The 25,959-nt window shown below is 42.9% G+C and carries 18 protein-coding genes; 9 read left to right on the forward strand and 9 right to left on the reverse strand.

Features of this window, described 5'->3' with window-relative positions:
- Positions 1 to 30: 30 nt before the first annotated feature.
- From IZT61_RS02285 to IZT61_RS02320, 8 genes are all read left to right on the forward strand, one after another.
- Positions 31 to 888, forward strand: coding sequence for an SPFH domain-containing protein (locus tag IZT61_RS02285; RefSeq protein ID WP_196099586.1), 858 nt, complete (start codon positions 31 to 33; stop codon positions 886 to 888).
- A 1-nt stretch (position 889) separates the two neighbouring features.
- Positions 890 to 1,408: a hypothetical protein gene (locus tag IZT61_RS02290; RefSeq protein ID WP_196099587.1), complete on the forward strand. Its 519-nt coding sequence runs from the start codon at positions 890 to 892 to the stop codon at positions 1,406 to 1,408.
- A 1-nt stretch (position 1,409) separates the two neighbouring features.
- Positions 1,410 to 1,604 carry an Arc family DNA binding domain-containing protein gene (locus tag IZT61_RS02295; protein ID WP_196099588.1) on the forward strand — a complete coding sequence of 65 codons (195 nt, stop codon included), beginning with the start codon at positions 1,410 to 1,412 and terminating at the stop codon, positions 1,602 to 1,604.
- Between the two features lie 191 nt (positions 1,605 to 1,795).
- Entirely contained in the window at positions 1,796 to 2,971 is a 1,176-nt protein-coding gene (locus IZT61_RS02300) for an acetyl-CoA C-acyltransferase (RefSeq protein ID WP_196099589.1), read from the forward strand.
- A gap of 74 nt (positions 2,972 to 3,045) precedes the next feature.
- Positions 3,046 to 3,936 (forward strand): hypothetical protein, encoded by an 891-nt coding sequence (locus IZT61_RS02305; protein ID WP_196099590.1) that lies wholly within the window; start codon positions 3,046 to 3,048, stop codon positions 3,934 to 3,936.
- Between the two features lie 146 nt (positions 3,937 to 4,082).
- Positions 4,083 to 5,642: a peptide MFS transporter gene (locus IZT61_RS02310; RefSeq protein ID WP_196099591.1), complete on the forward strand. Its 1,560-nt coding sequence runs from the start codon at positions 4,083 to 4,085 to the stop codon at positions 5,640 to 5,642.
- A gap of 1 nt (position 5,643) precedes the next feature.
- Positions 5,644 to 7,137, forward strand: coding sequence for a peptide MFS transporter (locus tag IZT61_RS02315; RefSeq protein WP_196099592.1), 1,494 nt, complete (start codon positions 5,644 to 5,646; stop codon positions 7,135 to 7,137).
- A 456-nt stretch (positions 7,138 to 7,593) separates the two neighbouring features.
- On the forward strand, positions 7,594 to 8,334 hold the full coding sequence (locus IZT61_RS02320; protein WP_196099593.1) for a polyprenol monophosphomannose synthase: 741 nt from the start codon (positions 7,594 to 7,596) through the stop codon (positions 8,332 to 8,334).
- 80 nt (positions 8,335 to 8,414) lie between these two features.
- Here the strand turns inward: IZT61_RS02320 and IZT61_RS02325 are convergent, their stop codons facing one another.
- The 4 genes from IZT61_RS02325 to IZT61_RS02340 form a co-directional block, all read right to left on the reverse strand.
- A complete protein-coding gene (locus IZT61_RS02325) occupies positions 8,415 to 8,888 on the reverse strand; it encodes a YdeI/OmpD-associated family protein (protein WP_230383822.1) in 474 nt (157 codons plus the stop codon).
- A gap of 114 nt (positions 8,889 to 9,002) precedes the next feature.
- Positions 9,003 to 12,017: a DNA polymerase III subunit alpha gene (gene dnaE, locus IZT61_RS02330; RefSeq protein ID WP_196099594.1), complete on the reverse strand. Its 3,015-nt coding sequence runs from the start codon at positions 12,015 to 12,017 to the stop codon at positions 9,003 to 9,005.
- An 80-nt stretch (positions 12,018 to 12,097) separates the two neighbouring features.
- Positions 12,098 to 13,372 carry a DNA polymerase IV gene (gene dinB, locus IZT61_RS02335; protein WP_394370733.1) on the reverse strand — a complete coding sequence of 425 codons (1,275 nt, stop codon included), beginning with the start codon at positions 13,370 to 13,372 and terminating at the stop codon, positions 12,098 to 12,100.
- An 810-nt stretch (positions 13,373 to 14,182) separates the two neighbouring features.
- On the reverse strand, positions 14,183 to 16,144 hold the full coding sequence (locus IZT61_RS02340) for an OmpA family protein (protein WP_196099595.1): 1,962 nt from the start codon (positions 16,142 to 16,144) through the stop codon (positions 14,183 to 14,185).
- Positions 16,145 to 16,470: 326 nt separating this feature from the next.
- Here IZT61_RS02340 and IZT61_RS02345 point away from each other — a divergent pair, with 326 nt between their 5' ends.
- Complete coding sequence (locus tag IZT61_RS02345; protein ID WP_196099596.1) at positions 16,471 to 16,656, forward strand: hypothetical protein; 186 nt, start codon at positions 16,471 to 16,473, stop codon at positions 16,654 to 16,656.
- A gap of 14 nt (positions 16,657 to 16,670) precedes the next feature.
- Here IZT61_RS02345 and IZT61_RS02350 read toward each other — a convergent pair whose 3' ends face one another.
- From IZT61_RS02350 to IZT61_RS02370, 5 genes are all read right to left on the reverse strand, one after another.
- Positions 16,671 to 17,318, reverse strand: a complete 648-nt coding sequence (locus IZT61_RS02350; RefSeq protein WP_196099597.1) for a response regulator — start codon at positions 17,316 to 17,318, stop codon at positions 16,671 to 16,673.
- Positions 17,319 to 17,439: 121 nt separating this feature from the next.
- Positions 17,440 to 18,411 carry a PorP/SprF family type IX secretion system membrane protein gene (locus IZT61_RS02355; RefSeq protein WP_196099598.1) on the reverse strand — a complete coding sequence of 324 codons (972 nt, stop codon included), beginning with the start codon at positions 18,409 to 18,411 and terminating at the stop codon, positions 17,440 to 17,442.
- 8 nt (positions 18,412 to 18,419) lie between these two features.
- Positions 18,420 to 19,712, reverse strand: coding sequence for a gliding motility-associated C-terminal domain-containing protein (locus IZT61_RS02360; protein ID WP_196099599.1), 1,293 nt, complete (start codon positions 19,710 to 19,712; stop codon positions 18,420 to 18,422).
- Positions 19,713 to 19,722: 10 nt separating this feature from the next.
- Positions 19,723 to 22,293, reverse strand: a complete 2,571-nt coding sequence (locus IZT61_RS02365) for a DUF11 domain-containing protein (RefSeq protein ID WP_196099600.1) — start codon at positions 22,291 to 22,293, stop codon at positions 19,723 to 19,725.
- 7 nt (positions 22,294 to 22,300) lie between these two features.
- The gene (locus tag IZT61_RS02370; RefSeq protein WP_196099601.1) at positions 22,301 to 25,855 is read right to left on the reverse strand and encodes a beta strand repeat-containing protein; all 3,555 of its coding nucleotides are present in this window, start codon (positions 25,853 to 25,855) and stop codon (positions 22,301 to 22,303) included.
- Between the last annotated feature and the right edge of the window lie 104 nt (positions 25,856 to 25,959).

Genomic DNA, 25,959 nt, shown 5'->3' on the forward strand with positions numbered 1-25,959 from the left:
TTACTTTATGATATCAAATTAATATCAATCATGTATCAAGAAAAAATTATCAATCCTCCATCGGGGTATGTTACCTTCGCCTTATTTTTAGGCTTGCTAGGTGTATCTGTTTTTTGCTTTGTAACCGAACGCTTCATCTGGGGCGGCAGCCTCCTCGCCTTCGATTTCTTTCTGGTTCTTCCGGGGCTGATCATCAATAACCCCAATGAATCTAAAGTACTCACATTGTTCGGAAAATACGTGGGCACGGTGAAGAGCGATGGGTTTTTCTGGGTAAATCCGCTAACTGCAAAAAGAAAGGTTTCATTAAGGGCTAACAACCTCAATGGCCAACAGCTAAAAGTGAACGATAAGCAGGGAAACCCGATAGAAATTGCTGCCGTTGTGGTTTGGAAGGTAAACGAAACGGCAAAGGCTATTTTCTCTGTCGAAAACTACATCCAATATGTAAGCATCCAAAGTGAGGCCGCGGTTAGGCATTTGGCCAATATATTTCCTTACGACCATGCCGAGGGCGAAGAAGAAAGCATTACCTTAAAAGACGGTGCAGAGAAAGTGAGTGCGCTGTTAGAAAACGAGTTAAACGAGCGCCTTTCGCGGGCAGGAATTGAGGTGTTGGAGGCACGTATATCGCACCTTGCCTATGCCCCCGAAATTGCCAGCGCTATGTTGCAGCGTCAGCAGGCCACAGCTGTTATTGCCGCTCGAAAGCTTATTGTTGAAGGCGCCGTAGGGATGGTTGAAATGGCGCTCGAAAAGCTTTCGGAAAAAGGAATTGTTGAGTTGGATGAAGAACGCAAAGCGGCTATGGTAAGCAATTTGCTGGTAGTGCTTTGTGGCGATAAACACGTACAACCGGTGGTAAACACGGGCACGCTTTATAACTAATATGGAATTTGAGGAAAAACAAGCGTTAAAAATCTGGTGGCTATATTTGGTTATGGGCGCAACCACTTTGCCCACCATTGCCATCCTTTTTTCGAAGTATGGGCCCGGCCTTGAAGGCATGAAAGAAATGTATTTTGCTCCGGTTTTTGCCGCTCTTTCTCCTTTTTTAATTGTTTTTCTCATTCAGAAAAGTAAGCTTAAGTTAAAGCTTACTGAGGCTGGCTTCTCCTACCGATACTTCCCTTTTCATATAAAAACAAAAGTTTTGGATTGGGCAGCTATAGAAAAGGCGTACATCAGAAAGTACGATGCATTTTCGGAATATGGCGGCTTTGGGGTCGGAATAAGACTTTGGTTTAAGTTTAGCGACAGAGCGTACATTTTAAATGATAAGAACAAAGGACTACAACTCGAGCTAAAAAACGGCAAGAAGTTGTTGTTCAGTTCGAATAAAATTGATGAAATGGAGCTGTTCCTCATTAATTTGAAAATAAAGTATAATATAGAAGCAATACGATAGCATGGCGGAAAAAGAGAAAGATAAAAAGGCTTTTGTATTAAGGATTAACCCGGCGTTGTTGAGGGAAGTAGAAACCTGGGCTGCCGAGGAATTTAGAAGTACCAATGGGCAAATTGAGTTCTTGCTTACACAGGCCATTAAATCGCGAAAAAGGGGGAAAAAGTCAGAAAGTCCGGAGTCCGAAGACCGATGTTGAGACGTAAGTCTTATAAATCTGGTCGTCCGGTGAATACTTGCGTATTGCCTTTGTTTATCGGATGGCTCGACGACTAACCAGTGAACCAATAAACCAGCGAATATCATAAAATGACTTATTCTTCGTTACCTAAACGGTTAAAAATTGATAACTTAGTAGCCTAACCAAAAGTTCATAAGAAAAATTAATTCATGAAAGAAGTTGTAATTGTATCAGCAGTAAGAACCCCTATTGGTAGTTTTGGCGGGTCGTTGGCCCAGTTTTCGGCTACTCAGTTGGGCGGTTTCGCTATAAAGGCCGCTATTGAAAAGGTTGGCTTAAAGCCAGATCAAATTCAGGAGGTTTACATGGGCAACGTGCTATCGGCAAATTTAGGACAAGCACCGGCTACGCAAGCTGCAAAATTTGCCGGCCTGCCCGATCTTCCCGCAACAACAATAAACAAGGTATGTGCTTCGGGTACCAAAGCCATTATGCTGGCTGCACAAAGCATCGCCAATGGCGATAACGATGTAATTGTGGCGGGTGGAATGGAAAGTATGAGCAATGTTCCTTATTATTTGGATAAAGCCAGAAATGGTTATCGCCTGGGCCACGGACAAATAACCGATGGTTTGGTGAAAGATGGCCTTTGGGACGTTTACAATGATTATCACATGGGCTCGGCCGCTGAATTATGTGCAACAGATTGTAATATTTCTCGAGCGGATCAGGATCAGTTTGCTATCGAATCGTACAAAAGAGCGCAGGCCGCCCAGGCAAATGGAAAGTTCTCAGAAGAGATCGTAGCCATTGAAGTTAAGGATAGAAAAGGCGAAGTTACCCTGGTTGATACTGATGATGAGCCTACGGCAGTAAAATTCGACAAAATTCCATCCCTGAAACCAGTTTTTAAGAAAGATGGAACAGTTACGGCTGCAAATGCCTCTACTTTAAATGATGGTGCAGCGGCATTGGTATTAATGAGTGCCGATAAGGCCCGGGAGCTCGGAATTAAGCCGTTGGCAAAAATTTTAAGTTTTGCTGATGCTCAGCAGGCACCAGAATGGTTTACAACGGCGCCATCTAAAGCCATCCCACTGGCGTTACACAAGGCCAATATTGATATTAAGGAGGTAGATTTTTTTGAGATTAATGAGGCTTTTTCGGTGGTATCGATTGCAAACAACCAAAAGCTGAATCTCAACGAAGCACAGGTAAATGTTAATGGCGGTGCGGTTTCGTTAGGTCATCCGCTGGGTGCCTCGGGTGCACGAATTGTGGTTACGTTGCTTTCGGTTTTACAACAAAACAATGGTAAAATAGGTGTTGCAGGCATTTGTAATGGCGGTGGTGGGGCAAGTGCGTTGGTTATTGAAATGAGGTAGAGGATGGAAAGGTTTATGGTGATGGATAATCATCTGCGAATCGATACACACCAAGGCCAAAAGAAATTTTGCGAATGAAGATTAAATATTATATCCTTTTGGTAGTTGCTTTTCTTGGAATGCGTGCGTCTGCTCAGCAGAAAAATAAACTCGATGTTTTTCAGGATTCATTGATCAAGCTTTCTACATCGACCATTGCCGCTGCAACTGACGAAAAAAAGGCTGAGGTGAACGGCCGTTTTGTAAAAACGATGGTTGAAGCTTTAAAAACGCCGAACTCATTCACCTACGGTTTCGATTCACTGAAAAACGTTTCCGTAATTAAATCGCCCGATCAGGCTTTTCGCATCCTCAGTTGGTACATCCAACAAAGTGACGGAACTTACCGTTACTATGGCACTATTCAGATGAATACCAATAACGGCCCGTTGAAGCTGTACCCGCTGATCGATCAAACGGAAAACCTTGCCGACGAAAATAGCATCACCGATAACCAAAAATGGCTTGGTGCCCGGTATTATGAAATTGTGCCCATAAAAAGTGGTAATAGGCTTCCGTATTATATTTTACTCGGCTGGAAAGGCAATACTGAAAGTACTACGAAGAAGATTATAGAAGTTTTGACGTTCAACAACAATAACGTGGTGTTCGGCGCTCCGGTGTTTGATGGTAAAGCGCTGAAGGGCAAGAACCGCATCATTTTTGAGTATACAAAATCGAATGCGATGTACCTCAAAACCGACCAGAAGGCCGGAATGATCGTTTTTGATCACCTTGCTCCTTTCGATCCCGAAATGGTTGGTCGGTTTGAGTTTTACGGCTCGGATGGCACATTTGATGGTTTCAAGGTTATTGGTGGAAGATTAAAGCTGCAGGAAAATTTAACGCTTAATAACGACCCAACGGCTATGGACGAGTTGTACGCTGATCCAAGCAAAAATCTGAAACCCAACCGCAAATTTTAGCATTTAACAAAACTTAACAACTTCATTACCGTTCGGCCAAGCCAAAAATTTGTGAGTTTAACATTCACTGACTATATTGCGCCTTGCAAACTAGCTTAAACAACACACAGATTCTGAATTCATAAACTAAAACCAACAAATGTTTTATGCAAACATCTATTGAAACCAAAGACGATTTCTTTAGTAACAAAGTATTGGGTCATCCCGCAGGCCTTTTTGTGCTTTTCTTTACTGAGATGTGGGAAAGATTTTCGTATTACGGTATGCGGGCATTGCTCGTTCTGTTTTTAACATCTACAATTGCGGCCGGTGGCTGGGAATGGAGCAAGGCCGATGCCTTATCGCTTTATGGCACCTATACCATGGGCGTATATCTTACACCCGTTATCGGTGGTTTAATTGCCGACAGGCTGTTGGGCTACCGTTGGGCGGTAATTTTAGGGGCATTTATTATGACCCTCGGTCATGCCAGTATGGCGCTCGAAACGCCAATTTTCCTTTATATCGGTTTAGGATGTTTAATGCTCGGAAACGGTTTGTTTAAGCCCAACATGACATCAATCGTATCTAAAATGTATAAAGATCATCCCGAAAAAAAGGACGGTGCTTATTCTATTTTTTATATGGGTGTAAATGCAGGAGCGTTTTTGGGAATTATGATTTGTGGTTATATCGGCGAGAAAGTTTCATGGAGCTGGGGATTTGGTCTGGCCGGAATTTTCATGTTTTTAGGTATGTTACAATTCTATTTTACCAAGAATATTTTTGGCAGCATCGGGTTGCTACCCAGCGAAGAAAAGAAGTTACAGAAGGCACAAAATGTAGTTACTGATGTTGTTGAAGAAGAAAACGTGCCAAAAAACATTGCCAGAGACCGCTTAATAGTGGTTTTTGTATTCTCAATATTTACAGTATTCTTCTGGGCTGCATTTGAACAGGCAGGCGGAAGTATGACGATTTTTGCAAAGGAAAATACAACCAGAATATTGACGGGAGGTGCTGGCTTGACGTTTAAAATTGTCGATGCCTTGCTAACCATTGTGCCGCTCGGCATCATTTCGTTTGTACTAATTAAGCTTTTCTCTAAAACCATTTCACGGTTTAAGCTTGGCAATCTGATCCTCGCTTCGAGTTTTCTAATTATTTGGGGCATTGTTTTGTGGAAGGTGGAACGCGAGTTCTCTGCAAATACCACAGAAATTGCTGCATCGTGGTTTAATATCTTAAACTCGTTATTTATCATTTGTTTCGCTCCGGTGTTTTCGAAATGGTGGGAAAGTAAATACAATTTGCCCGGCTCGCTAAAATTTGGCTTAGGCCTTGTTCTATTGGGTCTCGGCTTCGGCTTCCTGGCATACGGTTCAACAGCCATTACCTCGCCAGAAATAAAGGTAAGTATGGCATGGCTTGTTTTTGCCTATCTGTTTCACACCCTTGGCGAACTTTGTATATCACCCGTAGGTCTCTCTTACGTTAGTAAATTGGTACCCGCAAAATGGATCGGCTTTATGTTTGGCGTTTACTATCTGTTTTTGGCAATGGGTAATAAGCTGGCGGGCGTATCTGGAAGTATGATTGAGGAGATTACACATAAATACAGTTTGACAACATTTTTCTTAATTTTTACAATTGTGCCTATCGCAGCTGGATTATTAATCGCCGCTTTGCATCCAATTTTGAAAAAACTAATGCACGGCGTGAAGTAAGATGGAACTGAGCACAGAAAAAACGATCACATTAGAAGAAATACAAAACTTCGAAGGCAAGTACCCCAAACAGTTGTGGTACCTGTCGCTGGTTGAAATGTGGGAGCGGTTCTGCTTTTATGGAATGCGTGGCGTGTTGGCCTTTTTCATGGTCGATCAACTCGGATTAAGCGATCAAAGTTCCAATTTACAATACGGGGCCATACAAGCTTTCGTTTATGCCTTTACATTTATCGGTGGTATATTCGCCGACAAAATTTTAGGCTTTAGGAAATCGTTGTTTTGGGGCGGCTCGCTAATGATTGTCGGAAACCTGATCCTTGCTTTTTCGCCGCACGATTTGTTTTATATCGGCATCACGTTGTCTATCATCGGCACCGGCTTTTTTAAGCCCAACATTTCTTCGATGGTTGGCGAGTTATACGATGAAAAGGATAACAGACGAGATGCAGGCTATGGTTTGTTTTATGCCAGTATTAACGTTGGCGGTTTACTGGGCGGCGCCATGTGCATCTATCTTGGCAAATATTACAATTGGCATTTATGCTTCCTATCAGCGGCCGTAGTAATGGCCTTTGGCCTGGGAACTTTTCTTGTTACCAAAAAACATTTGGGGCCCATTGGAAATTCACCGCTATTGCACCTCAAAAAAACAAAGCAAAAAGCGTCAGAGATTGCTGTTTATGTCGGTTCGCTGGTTTGCATTCCGTTAATCTACATCATGGTTAGAAATACGGATTACACCGATTATTTCATGTACACCATCGGTGTAATTGCACTGATTTACTTCCTTTACGAAACTTTTAGCATCAAAGAAATCAAGGCCCGATACAAGCTGCTTGCGGCGTTCATTTTTATCATGTGCTATTTTGTGTTCATGGCCATTTCTGAACAAAGTGGCGGTTCGCTTTCCCTTTTTGCCAAAGATAACCTCGATCACAATTTATTGTTCTTCTCAGCCGATCCGAACGTAATTAATAACAGTGTAAACTCCTTCTTCGTTATCGTTTTTAGCCCCTTGGTTGGTTTGTTGTGGATTGGTATGTACCGAAGGAAAATTGAACCTAATACCGTGGTTAAGTTTGGTTTAGGCTTCATTTTGCTGGCCCTAAGTTTCTATGTTTTCTACGCCACAAGGTTTTTCGTTAACGATCAGGGCATAAGTTCATTAAATATTTTTACGCTTGGTTACTTATTGCTCACTTTAGGCGAGCTTTGTATTGGGCCAATCGGGATGTCTATTATCACCAAGCTGTCTCCTAAAAGAATGTTCGGCATGATGATGGGCTTGTGGTTCCTGTTTAGTGCCTTTGGGCAGCTTGCTGCCGGAAAACTGGGTGCAGAAATGTCGAGCGTAGAGAACGCATCTTTAATGACAAAACTGTTGTCGTACACCGAAGGCTATAAATCGCTCGCAATCTATTCGTTAATTGCCGGTTTGTTCTTAATTGTATTTTCGCAGTTGATTAAAAAGCTGATGCAAGAAGTGAGGTAGAGTGAATAAGTCCGAAGTCCGAAGATGAAGTGCAAAGCGGAAAGACTATAGCTGAAAGCATAAAGCGAAAAGTGAAAAGTGAAAAAGTCCGAAGTCGGGAGTCCGGAAGTCCGAAGATGAAGTGCAAAGCGGAAAGACTAAAGCAGAAAGTGAAGAAGTCCGAAGTCGGGAGTACGGAAGTCCGAAGATGAGGGAGAAAGCTGAAAGGTTAAAGCGGAAAGACTAAAGCGGAAAGTGAAAAAGTCCGAAGTCCGAAGTCGCGAGTCCGAAAGGCCGAGGATAAAGTGCAAAAGCAGCGCACTGAAACAGAAAGTGAAAAGGTCGGAAGATAAAGCTTAAAGACTAGATTTTACACCCGAATCAACGTGAGGTCGATACGGGTTTTTTCATATTTAATAGCTACTTTCGCAGTCAGAAAGCAGACTATAAACGAAGAAATTAATAACTACCATAAACGTGTCAGACAGCTTAATAATTATCCCTACATATAACGAAAAGGAAAACATTGAAAAGATTATCAGAAAAGTATTTTCTTTAATCCAGCCTTTTCATGTATTGATTATCGACGATGGTTCTCCTGATGGCACTGCGGCGATTGTAAAGTTACTGCAACCGGAGTTTGAGGGCCGTCTTTTTATCGAAGAAAGAGCAGGAAAACAAGGTTTGGGTACCGCTTATATTTATGGATTTAAATGGGCGCTGCAACGCAGTTACCAATACATTTTTGAAATGGATGCTGATTTTTCTCACAATCCGGATGATTTGGCCCGTTTGCGTGAGGCCTGCGTTCAGGGAGCAGATCTTGCCATTGGCTCGAGGTATGTTAAGGGAGTAAATGTGGTTAACTGGCCAATGGGCCGCGTTTTAATGTCGTACTTTGCCTCAATGTACGTTAGGTTTGTCACCGGAATTGGCATTCAAGATGCAACCGCTGGTTTTAAGTGCTACCGCAAAATAGTGTTGGAGACAATTCCCTTAGAGAAAATTCGTTTCGTGGGCTATGCTTTTCAAATAGAAATGAAATTCACGGCCATTAAATTTGGATTTAACGTAGTCGAAGTTCCGATTATCTTTACCGACAGAACGGAAGGAACTTCGAAAATGAGTACCCGTATTTTTAGAGAAGCATTTTTAGGCGTAATTCAAATGAAGGTGAGCAGCTGGTTCAGGGATTATCGCCGTAAATCGGTTCATTAATTTATTGGTTAATTGTTTGATTTGGTTAACTGCCAATTGCAACCTTCAGACTAACGACTTCGGACTCTTGACTCGAGACTTCAGACTCTAAACTCCTTCCCTTCCTTAATCATTGCACCAAAATCAAGCTGCTTTTCCATTGCGTTCACAGTCATTACCAAACGTTTGGTTCGGGTAGCCTCCGTTTTTGCTTCGTTAATCCACCTAATGAAATAATTTTGATGAGATTTCGGCTGTTTCAAAAATTGGGACATGAGCTTTTCATCGTCCGCAAAGCAAAGCGCCAAATCATCAGGAATTTCCAACTTAAATCCTTTGTCTTCTTCTAGCCAAACCTCTACCTTTGCCCCTGCTTCTTTTTTGAGTTTTTTGCGCAATTGCGCCTTTAATGCAATGATGAAATCGCCCTCTCCCATTGGTATTGTTGCCATTCCGTCAATTGTTACCTCATCAATCTTACCTTTAACTCTAAAACTTGTTTTACAACCGGGTTTGATTGCGTCGGCAAGCGCAGCAGGGATAAAAACATAGCTCCAGCCAGTTTTTTCGCCCATTTTTTCGAATTTTTCTATTTCTGCGGTTAGGTGAATTACGATTTAAAGGTAAGAAAAATATTATTCGGCTCATAAAATAGCCAAATTATGAGCCGATTAGCTTAATTATTCGGCTCACGATTTAACCGCTAATGGATTCATGTGTATATCCAGTTTGGCAAACTTTAAAACCTCGATACTTGGAAAGCCAAATTCGGTTACAACTTTTCCTAAAATTAAATAGCAGCCCTTGCCCTTAAACGGATATACTGGTGTCGTATTGGGAAAGTGCGTGGTATCAAAAAAGTCGCCATTGGCATCTAAAAAAGTTCCAAACCACATTTTTGTGTTTTTTACGGTACGCACTGTTTTTTCGCAGACATAATTGCCAACCATTTTAACGGTTTTGCCTATATGTTTATCCATTTCGGCAGCCATTACGTCGCCCCGGTAATTGGTTTTCAAAAAATCGAACATGTTATAGTTTAAAGGATAACCCAACAACTCCAGCTCGAGGTAAGCATCTTCCATTGTCGAGTTTTCGAGTGCTGGCAAAATGTACTCCTTATGTTCTACATTAAAAAGCTCGGCCATATTGGGTCTTTTTTGCTTATGGCCAAGGTAGTTGTAAATATCCCACAACAATGTTTTTTTATCTTTTCCAGTAAATCTGAAGGCACCCAAACGAATCAATAAAATCGCCTGGTCCAAAGTGATCTGCACCCTTTTTACAAAGTGCTCCAAACTTTTAAACGGACCATTCATTCTCCTTTCGCGTGGAATTCCGTCGATAAATCTATTTTCGAGCCCTTGTACCCCAACAAAGCCCAAATACACTTCATCGCCTCGTATCACTACCGCTTCGTTGCTGTGGTTTACACAAGGCAAGTGCACCTTTGCGCCCGTTTTTTGCAATTCGTGAACGTAGACCCATCTGCTGTAAAAACCGCCGTAATTATTCAGTACAGCCACCATAAATTCTTTGGGATAATAGGTTTTTAGATAAAGGCTTTGATAACTCTCTACCGCAAACGACGCTGAATGCGCTTTTGAAAAACTATACCCGGCAAATGATGAAATCTGCCTCCAAACCTCGGTAATCAGTTCTTCGGAATGCCCTTTTTTACGTGCGGAAATAAAAAATTTGTTTACAAGCTCGTCAAACGCCAGTTTCGATCTATATTTTCCGCTCATTGCCTTTCGCAGCACGTCGGCATCGGTCAGGTTTAAGCCCGCAAAGTAATGGCAAACCTTAATCACATCTTCCTGATAAACCATTACGCCATAGGTTTCTTTTAGCTGCTCTTTCATTTCTTCGCATAAATAAACTACGCGGTCTGGCGCATGGTAGCGCTCAATAAACGATTTCATCATTCCAGAACTTGCTACGCCCGGACGGATGATGGAGCTGGCCGCAACCAGAGTGAGATAATCGCTGCATTTCAATTTTTTAAGTAATTGCCGCATCGCTGGCGATTCAATGTAAAAACAGCCGATTGGTTGTCCATCACCCAAAATCCGGTTCAGGTTTGGATCATCCTTAAATCGTTTGAAATCGTGAATGTCAATATCAACATTTCGGTTTTGTTTGATGATCTGCACCGCCTCCCTGATATGCCCGATGCCCCGTTGGCTTAAAATATCGAATTTCTCGTAGCCGATGGCTTCGGCCTCATACATATCCCATTGAACGGTAGGAAACCCTTTTGGGGGCAAATCCAATGCGGTGTAATACGTTATGGGTTCTTCCGAAATCAAAATCCCTCCGGCATGAATCGATCGCTGGTTTGGCATATCCTTCATATGCTGATGAACGGCAAGCAGCTTATGGTAGGTGGCGTTTTTTTGATTCTCCCGCTCCTTCGTTGGGTCGGTAAAACTGTCAATCTCATCTTTCGGCAAGCCAAGTACTTTTCCAATCTCGCGAATAATAGCCCGGTCTTTAAACGTGCTGATTGTTCCCAGAAATGCGACATGCCATTTCGGATATTTATTAAAAATGTAGCGCTGAATGGTTTCGCGTTCATCCCAGGCAAAATCAATGTCGAAATCGGGCGGGGTGGTTCGCTTTTCGTGCAAAAACCTTTCAAAATATAAATCCAGATCAATCGGGTCTACATCGGTAATGCGCAGGCAATAGGCAACAATGCTATTGGCGCCCGAGCCCCTGCCCACATGATAGAAATTGCATTTTCCCATTGCATAACGCACAATATCGAAAGTGATGAGAAAGTAAGCACAGTAATTTTTAAGTTCGATAATGCGCAGTTCCTTTTCCATGCGCTCAGTGGCCACTTCGTTATGCTTGCCGTAACGATATTCGAGGCCTTTAAAAGCAATTCGTCGGAGTAGTGCCCTGTCTAACCGCTCCCCCTCCCTGCAATACGAAAACCTGTTTTTTGACTGCGTTTCAGGTTCGAAGTACATGCTCAGGTCGCAGGCATCAATCAGCCGTTGCGTGTTGTCGATAATAAAAGGAAACTGTTTAAATTTAAGCTTTAATTCTTCTTCGGGAATCAGAAATTCATCCTTCGCACACTTCGCTTCATCCGGCACCATAGTTAAAAGCGTGTTTAGTTCAATGGCCCTTAAGTACTCGTGTAAACGATAATCGATTTTATCGTTCACGGTAACGGGATGCCAAACCACCAACTTATCTCGTTCATCAAGCAACGGGTGCTTGTAAAGGTAATTGAGTTGCGAACTCCTGATGCCAACAAATTCATTGGCTTTTAAAATTCGTTTAAACGTTCGCCCAAAGGGATAAACAAAAAAAGTATTGTCCAGCTGGGGCGCATCTTCGGGCAATGGCATGTTCTCGATGTTATGATGACTCAGAAACTCGTTGAGCGCCCGCATTCCCTCTTTATTCTGTGCAATCCCGATATACAAAAGCCTTGTGTCTTCGCGAAACTCAATCCCCGCAATTGGTTTAATTTGGTAAGGAATGTTACCTTTTTGAACCTCATCTGCTGCCTTAAAAACTTGCTGTTTAAAACACGTTCTGATAAACTCAACTGCACCGGTTGACGTATTGATATCTGTTAGAACCAACTGGCGGATGCCCATGGCACGTGCAGTTTCAACGATTTTCGGAATATCCATCGTCCCGTACTTTAGGCTGTAAGTAGAGTGTACGTTGAGGAACATGTTCGGTCTGTGGTTTGATGATTTGGATGTTTTGCTAATTTATTATTCCCGCTGTCAGGCTTTAACCCGCTACAGCTGCACTATTCGGTATTGATAAATGTTCTTATTCGCGATTTTTTACTAGCTGGAGGATGCTCACTTTCATCTGCCTTTTTTTTCCTCGGATTATACTTTATAACCTTGCCATTTTCATCACGCTCGGGCCGTTTAACAATGCAGGCTTTCACTACCGATTCTATCCCGTAGTGGTTGCGAACTTTATCCATGGCCTGATATAAATCATATTCTTCTTCGGAGGTTTGATACAGACCAATTTGTTCGAAACCGCTGACGAGATGCGATAATTTAACGCCGATTAGCCGCAGTAACATCCGTTTTTTGTATAGTGTTTTAAACAAATCGTGCGCCTTGGCAATCAGAAACGAATCGAGCGATGTGTAAGGAATGCGTGATTGCTGAGTTACGGTTTCGAAGTTTGAATAGCGAATAGTAACGGTGATGCAGGCGGTTAACTTCTGCTGACTTCGCAGCTCGTAAGCCAAATTCGTAACCATTCCGCTTAAAATGGCTTTCATTTTCGAGATATCCATGCTGTCGTTCTCGAAAGTAGTTTGCGTACCAATGGATTTCCGTTCGCGATAGGGAACAACGTTGGAAAGATCGATGCCATTGGCTTTTTGCCAAAGCGCCAGCCCGTGTTGGCCCAATATTTTGAACATTAAGTCTTTTGGGATCTCGGCCAGTGTCTGGATTCTTCGAACACCCATTTCACTCAGTTTTTTATAAGTGGCCTCGCCAATTCCGGGTATTTTATGTACCGCCAGCGGATTTAAAAAATTTCTGACGCCGGGAAAGGGAATCTCGAGTTCGCCGTTTGGCTTGCATTCATTGGTGCCGATTTTGGAAACCGTTTTATTTACCGAAAGGCCGAATGAGATGGGTAAATGGGTTTCCTTTATAATGGTTTGCCTCAGTTCGGAAGCAAATTTCATGCAGCCAAAAAATTTGTCCATCCCCGTCATGTCAATATAATGTTCGTCGATGCTGGCCTTTTCAAACAACGGAACACGATCGGCGATGATTTGGGTAATCTCGTGCGAGGCTTTTGAATAATCATCCATGTTGCCCCGAACAAAAATTGCCTGTGGACAAAGCTGTTTGGCCATTCTTCCCGGCATTGCGGCATGCACACCAAACTTGCGAGCCTCGTAACTGCATGAGGTAACCACACCACGATCGGAACCGCCGCCAACAATTACAGGCTGTCCAATTAGTTTCGGATTTTTTCGTAACTCTACCGATACGAAAAAAGCGTCCTGATCCATATGAATAATATGTTTGTTGTTGTCAATCATCCCGTTGTCGTTTTATGTAATCGCAGTAGAACAAAATTACTAAATATATTAGTTTTATAATGATGTTGTGCGTGCTGATTTATCAACAGTTGCTAATTAAATTAGTTTTTATAAATTATTGAGGTGAAGCGGAAAACATCCCCCGTCATATCGACAACGGTTTTTAACGGGAGAGCGATGTGCCTACTGGCAGCGGTGTAAAATTTGTGCTTTGTTGAAGCAAGTGTTACATCGGCTGGAGATCCTTCCCTGCGTTCAGGATGACAGCAAACCGTTAAATGACGCCCCCCTCATGTCGAAAACGTTTTTTAACGGAGAGCGATGTGCCTACTGGCAGCGGTGTAAAAGTTTGTGCTTTGTTGAAGCAAGTGTTACATCGGCTGGAGATCCTTCACTGCGTTCAGGATGACAGCAAACCGTTAAATGAAGCCCCCGTCATGTCGAAAACGTTTTTTGTCGGGAGAGCGATGGTCCTACTGGTACATTGTCACGCTGAGCATTTCGGCTAGAGTTTATCTTGAGCGTAGACGAAAGGCTCAATACAGGCTTAGTCGAAGGCGGATGTTAATGGTTTTATCCAATAAAAAAGGTCTTCGACTGAGTTTATCTTGAGCGAAGTCGAAAGGCTCAGATCCGATAGCTATCGGATGACACCCGTCGAGCTTAACTAAATGGCATTAGACGGGCGTTAAGGAGACAGCAAGCCGCTAAATGACGCCCGACGCTACCCCGACATTTCCAAGATCTTAAAAATCCGAAAAAAAAAATGCCCCGGCGTTTTGCCGGGGCATTTTACGATGTGTAATACAATTACTCTTTAACTATTTTGAATTCAGTTCTTCTGTTTAACTGATGCTCTGTTTCGCTACACTTTACGCCATTGGCACAGCGGTTTAAAAGCTGCGTTTCGCCATATCCCTTTGCTTCGATACGGTTTCTGTTGATACCTTTCGAAATGATATAGGCTACAGCAGACTCGGCCCTTTTTTGCGATAAGCTTAGGTTGTAAGCGTCTTTACCACGACTATCGGTATGAGAACCCAATTCGATCCAAATGGTTGGATTTTCGGTCATGATTTGCACTAGTTTATCGAGCTCAATGGCCGCGTCGGGGCGAATGTTCCACTTGTCGAAATCATAATAAATATTCTCCAACCTGATGGCCGCGTTGCGAACAATTGGTTCTAAATATAAATCTTGTTTAAGTACCTGCGAAGTAGTTAACCCTATCGTGGCCAAATTTTCGGTATCGCTACGGTAGCCGGTTTTATCGGCCGATACGTTGTACTCTGATTCTTTGGCCAGATTGAATTTATATCGACCGTTCTCGTCGGTTTCAGTTTTTACAACCGATCCATTTACCTTTGCTAAGCTAACCAACGCACTGGTTAAGGGCTGATTGGTCTTTTTGTTATAAACGGTTCCTTCAAGTTTGAAAGCTAAAATAGCGGTCTGATCGATGGAATAAATGTCATCACTTCCAAGTCCGCCTTCACGGTTTGATGAAAGGTAAACAATGCCACCTTTTTCATCAATGCTGAATCCGAAATCATCTTGTGGTGAATTGAACGGATAACCGAGGTTCTCTATCTTGCTGATGCCACCGCCTTCTTTCAAAGCCCTGAAAACGTCTAAACCGCCCATTCCTAGTCGCCCATTACTCGAAAAGTAAAAATTATCCTGATTATCAAACACAGGACACCGGTCGTCTCCGGCGGTATTCACTTCTTTTAGGTTGGTCGGTCTTCCCCAATCTCCGGCATCGGTTTTTAAGGTTACATAAATGTCTGTTCCACCCAAGCCGCCCGGCATATTTGAGCTAAAATACAAGCTGTTACCATCGGCAGTAATAAACGGATCGCCTACTGAATATTTATTGATGTTGTTGTATGCGAAAGCAACCGGTTCGCTCCAGGTGCCATCGGCCGCCTTAGTGCTGCTGAAAATCTCAATGTTTACGGTGCTTGGTTTTTTCTTTAAACGCTCTAATTCGCTCGTTATACGGGTTAAGGTAAAGTACATCGTCTTGCCATCGCGGGTGAAGCTTGCCGAACCAACATGATATTTCGTTCCGGTATTTAAGGGGAACAATTGTACGCTATCTGCGGCTGATGGCTTGTAATAGAGTTTTAAATAGCCGTTACCTGTCCAGCCGTAAACTGTTGTACTCGGTTTGTTGGCGCCGTCGAACTTCAAAAATGGTTTGCCCTCTTTGGATTCGGTTCCGGATTGAGGTCGATCTGAGGTAAACACTACGCCGTTTTCGTATTTAAAAGCGCCCCAATCGGATTGACTGCTATTTAACTCTTTTTTGTTGGTCAACTCAACCATTTTCGGATTTTTAATCCATTTCAGGGCAGAGTCGCACGAGTTGAGCCACATTGCTTGTTCCGCAGCAGGTGCATCCTTTTTCAGCGCAATGTAATTCTGGTATTGAATTTTCGCCTCGGTATATTTTGAGTTTTGCTGTAAAGCTTTGGCATAGCCCAGAATATTCTCAGGGTCGGTTTTTGGAAATTTTGAAGCAATGGCAAACCAGCTTTCTGCCTGCTTATAATTGAACATGTAATTATAAGCATTGGCTAAACGCTCTGCGGCATGTAAGGTTTCTTTCTTTTTATAGGCTTGTTCATACAAATCTACCGCCTTGCTATAGTTAAATAATTCGTACTGCTTGTCGGCCTCTTTAATCACAAACTGTGCTCTTACCGGAATAATTATGGCAAGCAAGCACAACATGAAAAGGCATTTAGTGAGTAAATTTTTTCCCATTATATGGTTTGATTTGAGTCTAAAATAAAAAAATAAATTTTAAAATATGCGATAAGTTACTAATAATAAGTGAATTCAACGAATTCTAAGCATCAAAATAAGTCTCTTTTTCCCGTTAAGGCACCCGATATTACGATATTTCTTTCTACTATTGATCGCTAACTGATACAGCAACTTCCACCCGCTGCAATCGTGTTCAGCGTACTTTTTCCTCGGGCAGAGTAACCGTTTGAAATTTACGTTGCTGACTGCGGCGTTCAATATTGTAGTCGTTTACAAAAACCATAATTGCTTAAAATGTGTTTATAAAGCAAATACATAGCACTATGAGCACTTCAGATAAACAAAAAACAGATAAAAAAACCAAAGGTACGTCAGAGGAGAAAGCGTCTTTTGACCAAAATGGTAAGGGAGCATCTGATAAGTTTGGGCAGGCTGGATCTACACCGAACGAAGCGGGAGAAGATGATGCACCTGGCACGACAAACGTTAACAAGAAAAATAAAGGATAAGTTACTTATCCTTTTTATTTTTCGTAAATGCTCATCTTTTCGGCTAATTCGATGATGCTCTTGATTTTTAGTTTTTGAAACAAGCGCAATTTATAGGTACTTACTGTACCCATGCGTAGTTTTAGCTGGTTAGATATTTCGAGTACGCCAACACCTTTTGTAAGCAATTCAGCTACCTCGAGTTCTCTGCCCGAAAGTTTGGTAAAAGGGTTATCGGCATCGTTACCTAAAATGCTGTTGAACATGTTTTCTTTAACATTTCTGCTCGAGTACCTGCTTCCGGCCAAAATGGTCGTAATTGCAGTTACAATTTCAGATTCTTCTGCGTTTTTTGTAAGGTAACCGGCTGCGCCTGATTTTAGGTACGGTACGGCGTAAATGTTTTCATTCAACGATGAGAACACCAAAATCTTAGCATTCGGTTGAATCAACTTAATTTGCTCGATCACTTTCAGGTTATTTCCTCCAGGTAAGTTTACGTCGATAATGACCAGACTGGGGAACTTTTCCGTCTCTGTGAGCGCTTCTTCCAGTGTTGAAACACAAATGATATCGACTCCGGTCCAAAAGTCAGAAATGAGGCTTTTTAAGCCCCTACGAATGATTTCATGGTCGTCGGCAATAAGGATGGTGAATGTACTAACTGTGTTCTTCGTTTTCATTGTTTGTTTGAATATTTTGCAATTTACTAAAAAGTTAAACTAAATGACGTGAATGTAGTGAATTTTTTGTCTTTTTCTGTAAATGTTATTATACACTTTTTCACGTTTTGGTGTTTTTTATTTAAAAGACCCTCGGCGTGGCCATCCTGAAATTGGGCCTGCTGAAAGCGTACGCAATAGAAATTTCGTGTGTTCCGCCGCTGTAACCCTGAAGCGGCCCCACGGAGAAATCGTAGCCATAACCTATCCTAACGCTGCTTGAGGGAAAGATTTGTATGGCCGCAACTGCCGAGTTTCGCGAACTGAGGTCTCTTTGAAGGTAGTTTTTGTTATAGAGCTTTACCCCTGTTCGGTATGAACCGCCAATCCATACGAGGTCTCTAATCATTAAAAAGACATTTACATCCAAACTTGTCGGCCCGCCCCTATCATCTTTCAGTAAAAACGACGGCTTCAACTGAAAATCTTCAGATAAGGGTACGAGTGCGCCTGCGGTGAGGTAATAATGTGGTCGTGGCTGTGGAATAAACGCAAACCGATCGATGTTAATGAAGGTAGCAATGAGGTTATCGGCCGAGAAGCCGGCATAAACGCGATCGTTGGCGAAATAAACTCCTGCCCGTGCATCAGGCACGATGGTGCTCTGAACGCCTACCGGTTGAAACGGCTCGGGATCGTTCGGGTTAAGCATGGCCCCATCAATACCTAATTGTGCCATACCCACGCCAAGCCCAAAGGCCAATCGCGAGCTGCCATCGTTGTTCATGCGGATGCGGTAGGCATAATTTGCGTAAACATTCAGGTTAGATTGTGCCCCGAGTTTATCGCTCGCCACCTGGAGTGCAAGGCCCACATTTCCGTTGTTTGCTATGGCATCTACAGCCAGCGAAATGCTTTTCGGGGCGCCGTTAATACCTGTCCATTGTGTGCGGTAAAAGCTGTGCAAATTTAACACCTCTTTGTAGCCCGCATAGGCCGGGTTAATGTAAATCCCGTTGAACATGTACTGACTAAATTGTGCGTCTTGCTGTGCCGAAGCCTGCTTAACGGTCAGTAGAAAAGAGGCTATCAGTAGTAATATTAATTTCTTCATTGTCTTTTCTATTGTTTAAAAGCCCTAATCAGCGTTATATATCCTTTAAATACCTGCCACGGTGCCGAAGCGGTTTCTTTTACCCGAAGCAAATAATAATAGGTGCCCTCATTTAAGCCCTCGCCACTCCACGAGTTTTGATAGTTCTTCGATTTGTAAACTTCATTTCCCCATCTGTTTACGATAACCAGATCGTTTTGGCTAAACAGACTAATTCCGCGAATCTCAAAAACGTCATTGATGCCATCGCCATTTGGCGTAAACAGGTTCGGAATAAAGACATTATTGCCAGTTACGGCGTGTTTTGTAAAGTAGGCGCCGTTGGCCGCCATATCGGCAGCAATTAACACATTGTTTCTAGCGTGTACGCCCGAACTAACCATCCCGCCTGCAGTAAAATCCCATTTGGCATTTCCGAGATATTGGGAAACGGTGGCCGTTTCTTCTTTAAAATCGATGCCATCGGTACTAATATTGTGCTGAAGGGTAATGTTTGTGGCCACAGGAACGGATGAATAAATATTCCACATGCGATCGATGTTTTGCCTTGTGGTAACACCCGGAATGTTTGCCGCCGCGTAATCTTGTACGCTTACGCTGATTTTACTTGTTTTTGTGGCAGTAATAGTCGCCGGTGTGTAATCACGCTCGGCAATACCCACGGGGAAAACGAAGGTAGTACCCTCAGCAAATTCCTTGGCCATATGCCCAATAATGCTGTTGCCGGTAACCACCATTCGCGATTGGCCATAGTTGTTTATTTTGCCATCGGTATTGAACGAAAGATTATTGCCATTCAAAATAATATTGGCCTTGTTTACTGCTAAATCTAAAGTGCCGCCAATATTTAGGGCAGCAGCCTGCGCACCTGTTGGGTTGGTGGTTTTGTAACCCGGATCGGCAATATCGCCCAAAATCACGTTGTTATAGTTTCTGTGTTCAACAAGCAGATTAATGAAATTGCTGTTGTTTCCATCAATAAAGGTTGAACTTGAAGGCATATCCGTATAAAAAGGATTGTCGCCGGGATTATAAATTACAATTTTTCCGCTTCCGGTAAACGACGCTTCTTTGGCAATCCAAACGTTTTTGCTATATATTTCGAGCGTGCCGTTAATTATCCATTTTGCTTGGGGGCCAAAATAAGTGTTTTCAGAAAAACGAATTTCGGTTGTTCCTGCGGCCACATTAACGTTTGAATCGTCAACCGTCATACTTCCCGCTCCAGTTTGCCCATAGCTTTCTGATCCGATAATGATCAGAAAAATAAAGAGCAAAATATGTTTTATGTTCTTTTTCATATCAGCAGGTTTAGTTTTTCTTAAATTTTGCAGGAATCATCGGGTTGGTCATAATCATGCAGTTTTTAACCTGAATAATGGCCTCGTTTGTGTAAGCAACACAACCACCTGCGGAGGTAAACATCGCCCTGATTTTCAAAGCATCAATATCGATTGACGCACCTGTAATATTAAGGTTGTTGCCGCCTGGGCTAATTGTGCCTGAGAAAGTGCTGTTGGTTATGGGCGTCCATCCTTTGGCGCTCTTGTTATAATATTGCCATTCGACCGATGCGCCATTTGTTGCCTGAACGCTAACCGTTTTGTTGCCTTTATTGCACACGTAAAAATCATCGATGTTTTGAGTAATCACCGGAACTGCATTTACCGTAATGATAAACGGAACCTTTGAACCGATACACAAAACATTATCTCTTAAAATACCTTCGGCAACATAATAGGTGTATGTTCCTGCGGCAGTGGGCGCCGGAGCGGCCGAAAGTGGCGTTGGCGTTGAGGCATCGGCAAAGTAAAATAACTGATAACCGTTGGCCGAGCCAGTAGCAGATAGTTGATTATTTAACGGTGCTGTGCTGCCAAAGCAATAATTAATATCTTGTGCGGTTGGCTGGGTGGTTACCTTATCAATAAGCGTTTCTAGCTTGAGGTAACAATTGTCTTGTGCGCCTTCTAAAACTGCATAGTATTTGGTCGATGTTCCGTTTGCTGCTACAGCAAAATCGCCCGTTACCAAACTGCTGGTATAGCCTGTGGTACCAGGAACCTGTGCATAAAATTTAGTGCCTGCCGGATAGGCTGAAGCAATCTGCAACCGTGGTATTACATTGCCTGTGGCCGAACAAAATGCGGCGAATTGCCTTACACCATTGGCGGTTTCACGCGGACAGTTTTTAAGTTGGGTTCCGCCTACTTTAATGTTCATTGTAAAGGGTTCTCTTATGGGGTTGCCCATGCAAGCGCCGTCGTTATAACCAATAATAAAGCTGCCGCGAACATTGCTGTTTGATATTGCGCCTTGCCCTGCGATGTTTCCATTCAGCTCTACCGATAATTCGCAATTGCTGTTGCTCGTGGTAAGTAAGGTACAATCATCTGTTACCTTAAGCTTATATTTTAAGGTGGCTACAATCGCCGATGGATCGGCAGGCAACGGAATAGTGCCCAGGTCCCAAACAATTTTGCCCCCCGGTGTAGCAGCTGGATCGGTACTGTACGGATGCGTCCATGTAACGGTTCCGCCACCAAGCGCTGAGGTAGCCTTTACAAAATGAAGATTCGGTGGGATAACCACTTCAACCTTTCCGTTCTTTATCGCCTCGGTTCCCTTGTTGTACACATTTAAATCAAAATCCAATACCTGCCCCGGCGCAACGTCTCCTTGATTGGCTACGCCACTTTTAGAAACATTGAGTAACTCAACCTGTGGCACATAGGCATCAACTGCGAAAGTGATATTGAAAATGTTGTACACATCCTGAGTAGTTCCAAAACGGAACGATGTGCTTGTTTGGTTGTTGCTGATGAGCGAATTGTTTGTATTTGGTAAATCGAACATGCTAATATCGATACCATAATTGTTGGTACGATTTGGCATGCGTGTATTGCCTCCGGTATATACCGATGAATTGAAGAAATTGCCCGCGGTGTTTCCGCCATGGGATAAAGATTGGTAGGCCGACGAATTGCGCATTTGAATCTGAAAATAATCGCCTGCAAGATCTCTATCACCCTCGCCTGCCATCATGCCCATTCTAATATGCACGCTACCGTTTTGGCAAGCCCTGAAACCGGCAACATCTAATTGACCGTATGCTCCGCCGTTGGCATTTTTAATGTGTGCAAAGCCATCAAAAACGGTTATATCTCTCCATTTTAAAGAGGTGTTTTCGTAAACAATTACCAGGCCCCAGCCACCGTAATAGCCAATAACGGGATTCGAGAGATTGTCTTCGCCTTCAAAAGTGGCGATGTTTGCCACACTGTAGGTTCCTACGCCAGCATTGCGAACCAAATTGGTTACATCGTAATAGCCGGTGTACATTCCCGAAACATCAGACGAACCGTAAAAAAGATCAGTAGCTGTAATGTCGGTGTAACTTGCCATGCCCGGAGCTTTAAACTTGATTTTCTTTTTGTTCATTCCGTCGCCGGCATTTCCGCTTTTGCTTAAAACATCGGCTGAGTTGTTATCTCCGCGACCGGCCCAGTACAAGCCTGCAAATACAATTTTGGTGCAGGAAGAATTAAGTCCCGCTGGCAGCTTAAAATCTGCTGCTGATGAATTTCTAATGGCCGGGTTGTTCGCGTCTGCAGGCAATTTGTAAAATTTCATTGCGCTTGAGTTGTTCTCGTCATCGCTGTAGGGATCGACAAAGGCGTTTGAGTTTCCAAGCATCGTAAAATCGCCCTGGAGGCTATACGTTTGCTTGTTCTTGAAATCGCCCGGAGCCATTGCCGATATCCGCTGCGAAAACGGAACCTTTATTGTAGCCTGTGCAAATGCCTTGTTTCCCAACAATGAGCATATGAGTACGATCAGGAGATTGACGCTCCACAATCGTGTTGTTGCTAAGTTTGTCATTGTTTATTTATTTAACAACAAATACAATGTTCACAAATGATGACATTTTGGCGTTTGCGGTAACCTTGTAGGTTAAAGTTCCATCGGCCTGTACGCTTACAATTTGTATCACCGTGTTATCAAAGTAGGTAACGTAATAATCGAGCTCTGCTGCCGTGGGTATAAATGGGATGTTGGATGTAGCTGAGCTGCGCTGCGAAGCCGGAATATTGGTAAACTGCGATTTATACTCGTTGTATAAGTTTACCGTGTAAGTAGCACCAACGGTTTCGGTATTTAACAGCATCGATGGCATGTAGAAAAACCTCGGCATTGCAGCCTTCACCACTCTCAAAATTCCATTGTCATCGGCTGCTACTATTTTATCGGTCATTGTGCCGGGTTGCAGGCCCGCAACGGCAAGGGTATTATTTGCTGTTGTTGTAATGGTGGTTGCCTGGTTTAACTGGCCACCCAACTGTACGTTTGCATTTGCTACTGTTAAGCCGTTGTTGGCGTTTGCAACCAGTTCTCCGGCGGCATTAATGGTTACTGCCGCGTTGGTTGGCGCTTGTTTAACAACACCCAATGTTTCTATACAGGCCGTTGGCACGTTTACCTTATAATCGGTAACATTACCTGTTGTGGTGGATGCCACCGAAGTGTTTGTACCATTAGATAGTGTTGTGGTTTTCTGAGTGGCCGTAACCACTGGCGAAATATCAATTGCACCGCTTATATAGCCATTTACAATACTGGTAAGGAAGCGCCTTGTTGAATCTAAACATAATGCGTTCGAATTAATTATTTCAACTCCGTTGCCAGTAACCCCATTTACGGTTGTAGTAAGTGTATTTACGGCTGATAGATTAGACACGGTTGTAGCAGGAATTAACGACGATTGAGGTACCCACGCTGGCGTTCCGGCATCGTCTGTAGTCATTACATTATAAGGCGCTGCGTTTGCAATTTTATTGATCGTTACCGCACCATTGGCTATTTTATCGGTGCATATACCACCAACGGCTACTTTTACATTGGCATCAACAAGGGTTGCGCCCGTTCCGGTGCCGATAACGATTGATGCATCGCCAGCAGTAAGGTTTTTGCCATTAATTACATTAGCTGCGTTTACGGCTTGATAAGTAACTGTTCCATCGGCATTTGCTGTTGCAACATCGCCTGTGGCCGCACCCGCTGCCGTTAAGTTTGTAGCGGCAACTGTTTTAAGCGCAATATCGGTTCCGGTAACGCTGCCATCGGCAATTTTATCGCTGTTAACGGCACCGCTTTTAATATCTACAGTTACATCCTTTAATAAAGAAGTTGCACCACCTGCAGAAATTGAAAGATCGGTAGAGTTAAGCGCCTTTCCGGAAGTGATTGTAGAAACCTCGACAGATAAAGTACCATCGTTATCAATAGCAAGCCCCGAACCCGGTTTAACAGCACCAGTTGTAGTTGCGCTTGCATTGTTTACATTTACTTTGTAATCCGTTACATTTCCGGTTGTTGTGCCTGTGGCTGTGGTATTTGTGCCGTTTGATACCGTTGTGGTTTTTTGGCTTGCAGCTATGGCCGCCGACAGATCTAACGCGTTGCTTGCAACACCGTTTACCGTACTGGTTAGAGATTTGGTTGCTGCATCCATTGTTAAAACATTTGAATTAATGATTTTAACGTCCTGACCAGTTTTTCCGTTTACTGTCGTATTTAATGCGTTTGCTGATGAATTGTTGCTTACCGAAGTAACGGCAGATTGATCTACCCAGGCACCTTTAAGATCGGCACCAACAACCATTACCTGGCCTGCAGTACCGCCTTTAATCTGGTTGGCATTAAGGTTCAGTTTGGTTTCATCTACATCAACCGAAAAGCGTTTTAGTGCTGCGCCGGCAGGTGTTCCGCCCAAAATGATCTTGTTGCTTGCTGCCGTAACATCTTCGCCAGCAATCGATGTACCCGGCATGGTGTTTGAATAACTCACATTACCCGCGGCATCAGCAACGGCAATGCGGCCATTTGTTCCGGTTCCCGCATCGAGCTTGGCGGCAGTTACTGCCTTGTTATTTATTTTTTCGGTACTGATTGCAGCATCTGCAATATCAGCAGTTTTAACTTCTCCGTCTTTAATTTTGTCGGTTGTAATGGCGTCTGCACCGATTTTACCATTAGTTACCGAAGCATCAGCAAGTTTTTCGGTAGTTATGGCTCCGTTTTTTACCTCAACCTTGTATTCCGTATTGCTGGCATTCGAAGCCGAACTGGTCGAGCTAACTTCGGTAGTAATGCCGTTGGTCAAACTCGTAGTCAACTGATTTTTGCGTACCAGCGTTACAATGTCGATCACGTTGGCAACATGCGCTTCATCTGTATAGGTAAGCGTGTTGTCGGTAGCATTATAAACCAAACTGGTAACGGTTTCCGACTTGTTGAACAGGTTTTTAATGGTTGTATATAAATTGCCGAGGTTAACAATATTGTTTACCGCATCGCCAATTACATCGATGTTTACTTTCTCGTTTTTCTCGTTGGTGTAGGTGTAAGTACCGTCAGTATTTTTAACCAATGTGGTAACTGTTTCGTTAGCCTGTACCAGTTGAGCGATATTGATGATTTGTTTAACACCATTAACATCAATGTAGGTAAAGTTTGCACCATCGTAAAATACATTTCCAGCGGTGTTTTTAACAATGTTCTCGATAATTTGCTTTACCGAGTTGTCGTTAGCAATCGATTGAAAATTATTGATCACTTCGGCCGGTACATTAATAACTGTTGTTTTGCCATTTTCGGCAGTGTAGGTATAAGTGCCGTTATTGTTATTTACAAGTGTTGTTATGGTTTCGTTGTCTTTAACAATCTGCGCAATGTTGATGGTTTGCGTTACCCCGTTCTTGTCAATGTAGGTAAAGGTCTTTCCGTCGTAGTAAACATTGCCACCTGTCTTTGTTACAATGCTTTGAATGATTTGCCGTACCGTTGTATTATTGGCAATTTGCTCAAACTGATTGATTACATCCGCCGGAACATTTATAGTAGTTATTTTACCATCTTCAGCAGTGTAAGTATACGTGCCATTCTTATTATCGATAAGGGTTGTAATGGTTTGATTTTGTCTTACTACATCGCCCAGATTGATTACAACTGGCTTATTATCTGCATTAAGGAATGAAATTTCGAACGTAGTCGGATTGTAGCTAATGTTTGAGGCTTTACCAGCACCCGCTAAAATCCACCTCGATCCGGTGTTGTAATAAATGCCTGGTACCACATCGGAGGTTTTGGCCGTGTTGTAAACCATCATACCTGCAACGTGGGCAGACAGCGGTGCCGAAACCATCGTACCTTCGAGTGCAATTCTGGAGAAGAGCATACCTTTGTTAGCACTTTCTAACTCAACAATGGCATCTTTGTTGGGTAAATTGGTTGTCGAAATCGAGCCATCTTTAACTTTTTGCTGAGCTACAGCACCAAATACGGTACACGTAAGCGCAAAAACTAATAGTAGCGATTTTTTTTGAGCACAAAAATTCCGGATACGGCCTCTGTTAGGAGACACACAGATTGAGATGCGTTTCATTTTAATAAGGGATGAGTGACTAAATTTGTTTACTTGTTTTTAAAGCTTAATCCGGGAACTACTCCACAGAAACAAAGCTTTTATATACAATTTCGATTATTAGT

It is taken from the genome of Pedobacter endophyticus, assembly GCF_015679185.1.
In the GTDB taxonomy this organism is placed as follows: Bacteria; Bacteroidota; Bacteroidia; order Sphingobacteriales; family Sphingobacteriaceae; genus Pedobacter; species Pedobacter endophyticus.

Excerpts from the sequence above, each read along its gene's own strand:
- IZT61_RS02345 (WP_196099596.1), top strand. The coding sequence starts at position 16,471 with ATGAGCACTTCAGATAAACAAAAAACAGATAAAAAAACCAAAGGTACG.
- IZT61_RS02295 (WP_196099588.1), top strand. The coding sequence starts at position 1,410 with ATGGCGGAAAAAGAGAAAGATAAAAAGGCTTTTGTATTAAGGATTAAC.
- IZT61_RS02365 (WP_196099600.1), bottom strand. The coding sequence starts at position 22,293 with ATGACAAACTTAGCAACAACACGATTGTGGAGCGTCAATCTCCTGATC.
- IZT61_RS02360 (WP_196099599.1), bottom strand. The coding sequence starts at position 19,712 with ATGAAAAAGAACATAAAACATATTTTGCTCTTTATTTTTCTGATCATT.
- IZT61_RS02300 (WP_196099589.1), top strand. The coding sequence starts at position 1,796 with ATGAAAGAAGTTGTAATTGTATCAGCAGTAAGAACCCCTATTGGTAGT.
- IZT61_RS02370 (WP_196099601.1), bottom strand. The coding sequence starts at position 25,855 with ATGAAACGCATCTCAATCTGTGTGTCTCCTAACAGAGGCCGTATCCGG.
- IZT61_RS02325 (WP_230383822.1), bottom strand. The coding sequence starts at position 8,888 with ATGGGCGAAAAAACTGGCTGGAGCTATGTTTTTATCCCTGCTGCGCTT.
- IZT61_RS02310 (WP_196099591.1), top strand. The coding sequence starts at position 4,083 with ATGCAAACATCTATTGAAACCAAAGACGATTTCTTTAGTAACAAAGTA.
- IZT61_RS02340 (WP_196099595.1), bottom strand. The coding sequence starts at position 16,144 with ATGGGAAAAAATTTACTCACTAAATGCCTTTTCATGTTGTGCTTGCTT.
- IZT61_RS02350 (WP_196099597.1), bottom strand. The coding sequence starts at position 17,318 with ATGAAAACGAAGAACACAGTTAGTACATTCACCATCCTTATTGCCGAC.
- IZT61_RS02290 (WP_196099587.1), top strand. The coding sequence starts at position 890 with ATGGAATTTGAGGAAAAACAAGCGTTAAAAATCTGGTGGCTATATTTG.
- IZT61_RS02355 (WP_196099598.1), bottom strand. The coding sequence starts at position 18,411 with ATGAAGAAATTAATATTACTACTGATAGCCTCTTTTCTACTGACCGTT.
- dnaE (WP_196099594.1), bottom strand. The coding sequence starts at position 12,017 with ATGTTCCTCAACGTACACTCTACTTACAGCCTAAAGTACGGGACGATG.
- IZT61_RS02305 (WP_196099590.1), top strand. The coding sequence starts at position 3,046 with ATGAAGATTAAATATTATATCCTTTTGGTAGTTGCTTTTCTTGGAATG.
- dinB (WP_394370733.1), bottom strand. The coding sequence starts at position 13,372 with ATGATTGACAACAACAAACATATTATTCATATGGATCAGGACGCTTTT.
- IZT61_RS02315 (WP_196099592.1), top strand. The coding sequence starts at position 5,644 with ATGGAACTGAGCACAGAAAAAACGATCACATTAGAAGAAATACAAAAC.
- IZT61_RS02285 (WP_196099586.1), top strand. The coding sequence starts at position 31 with ATGTATCAAGAAAAAATTATCAATCCTCCATCGGGGTATGTTACCTTC.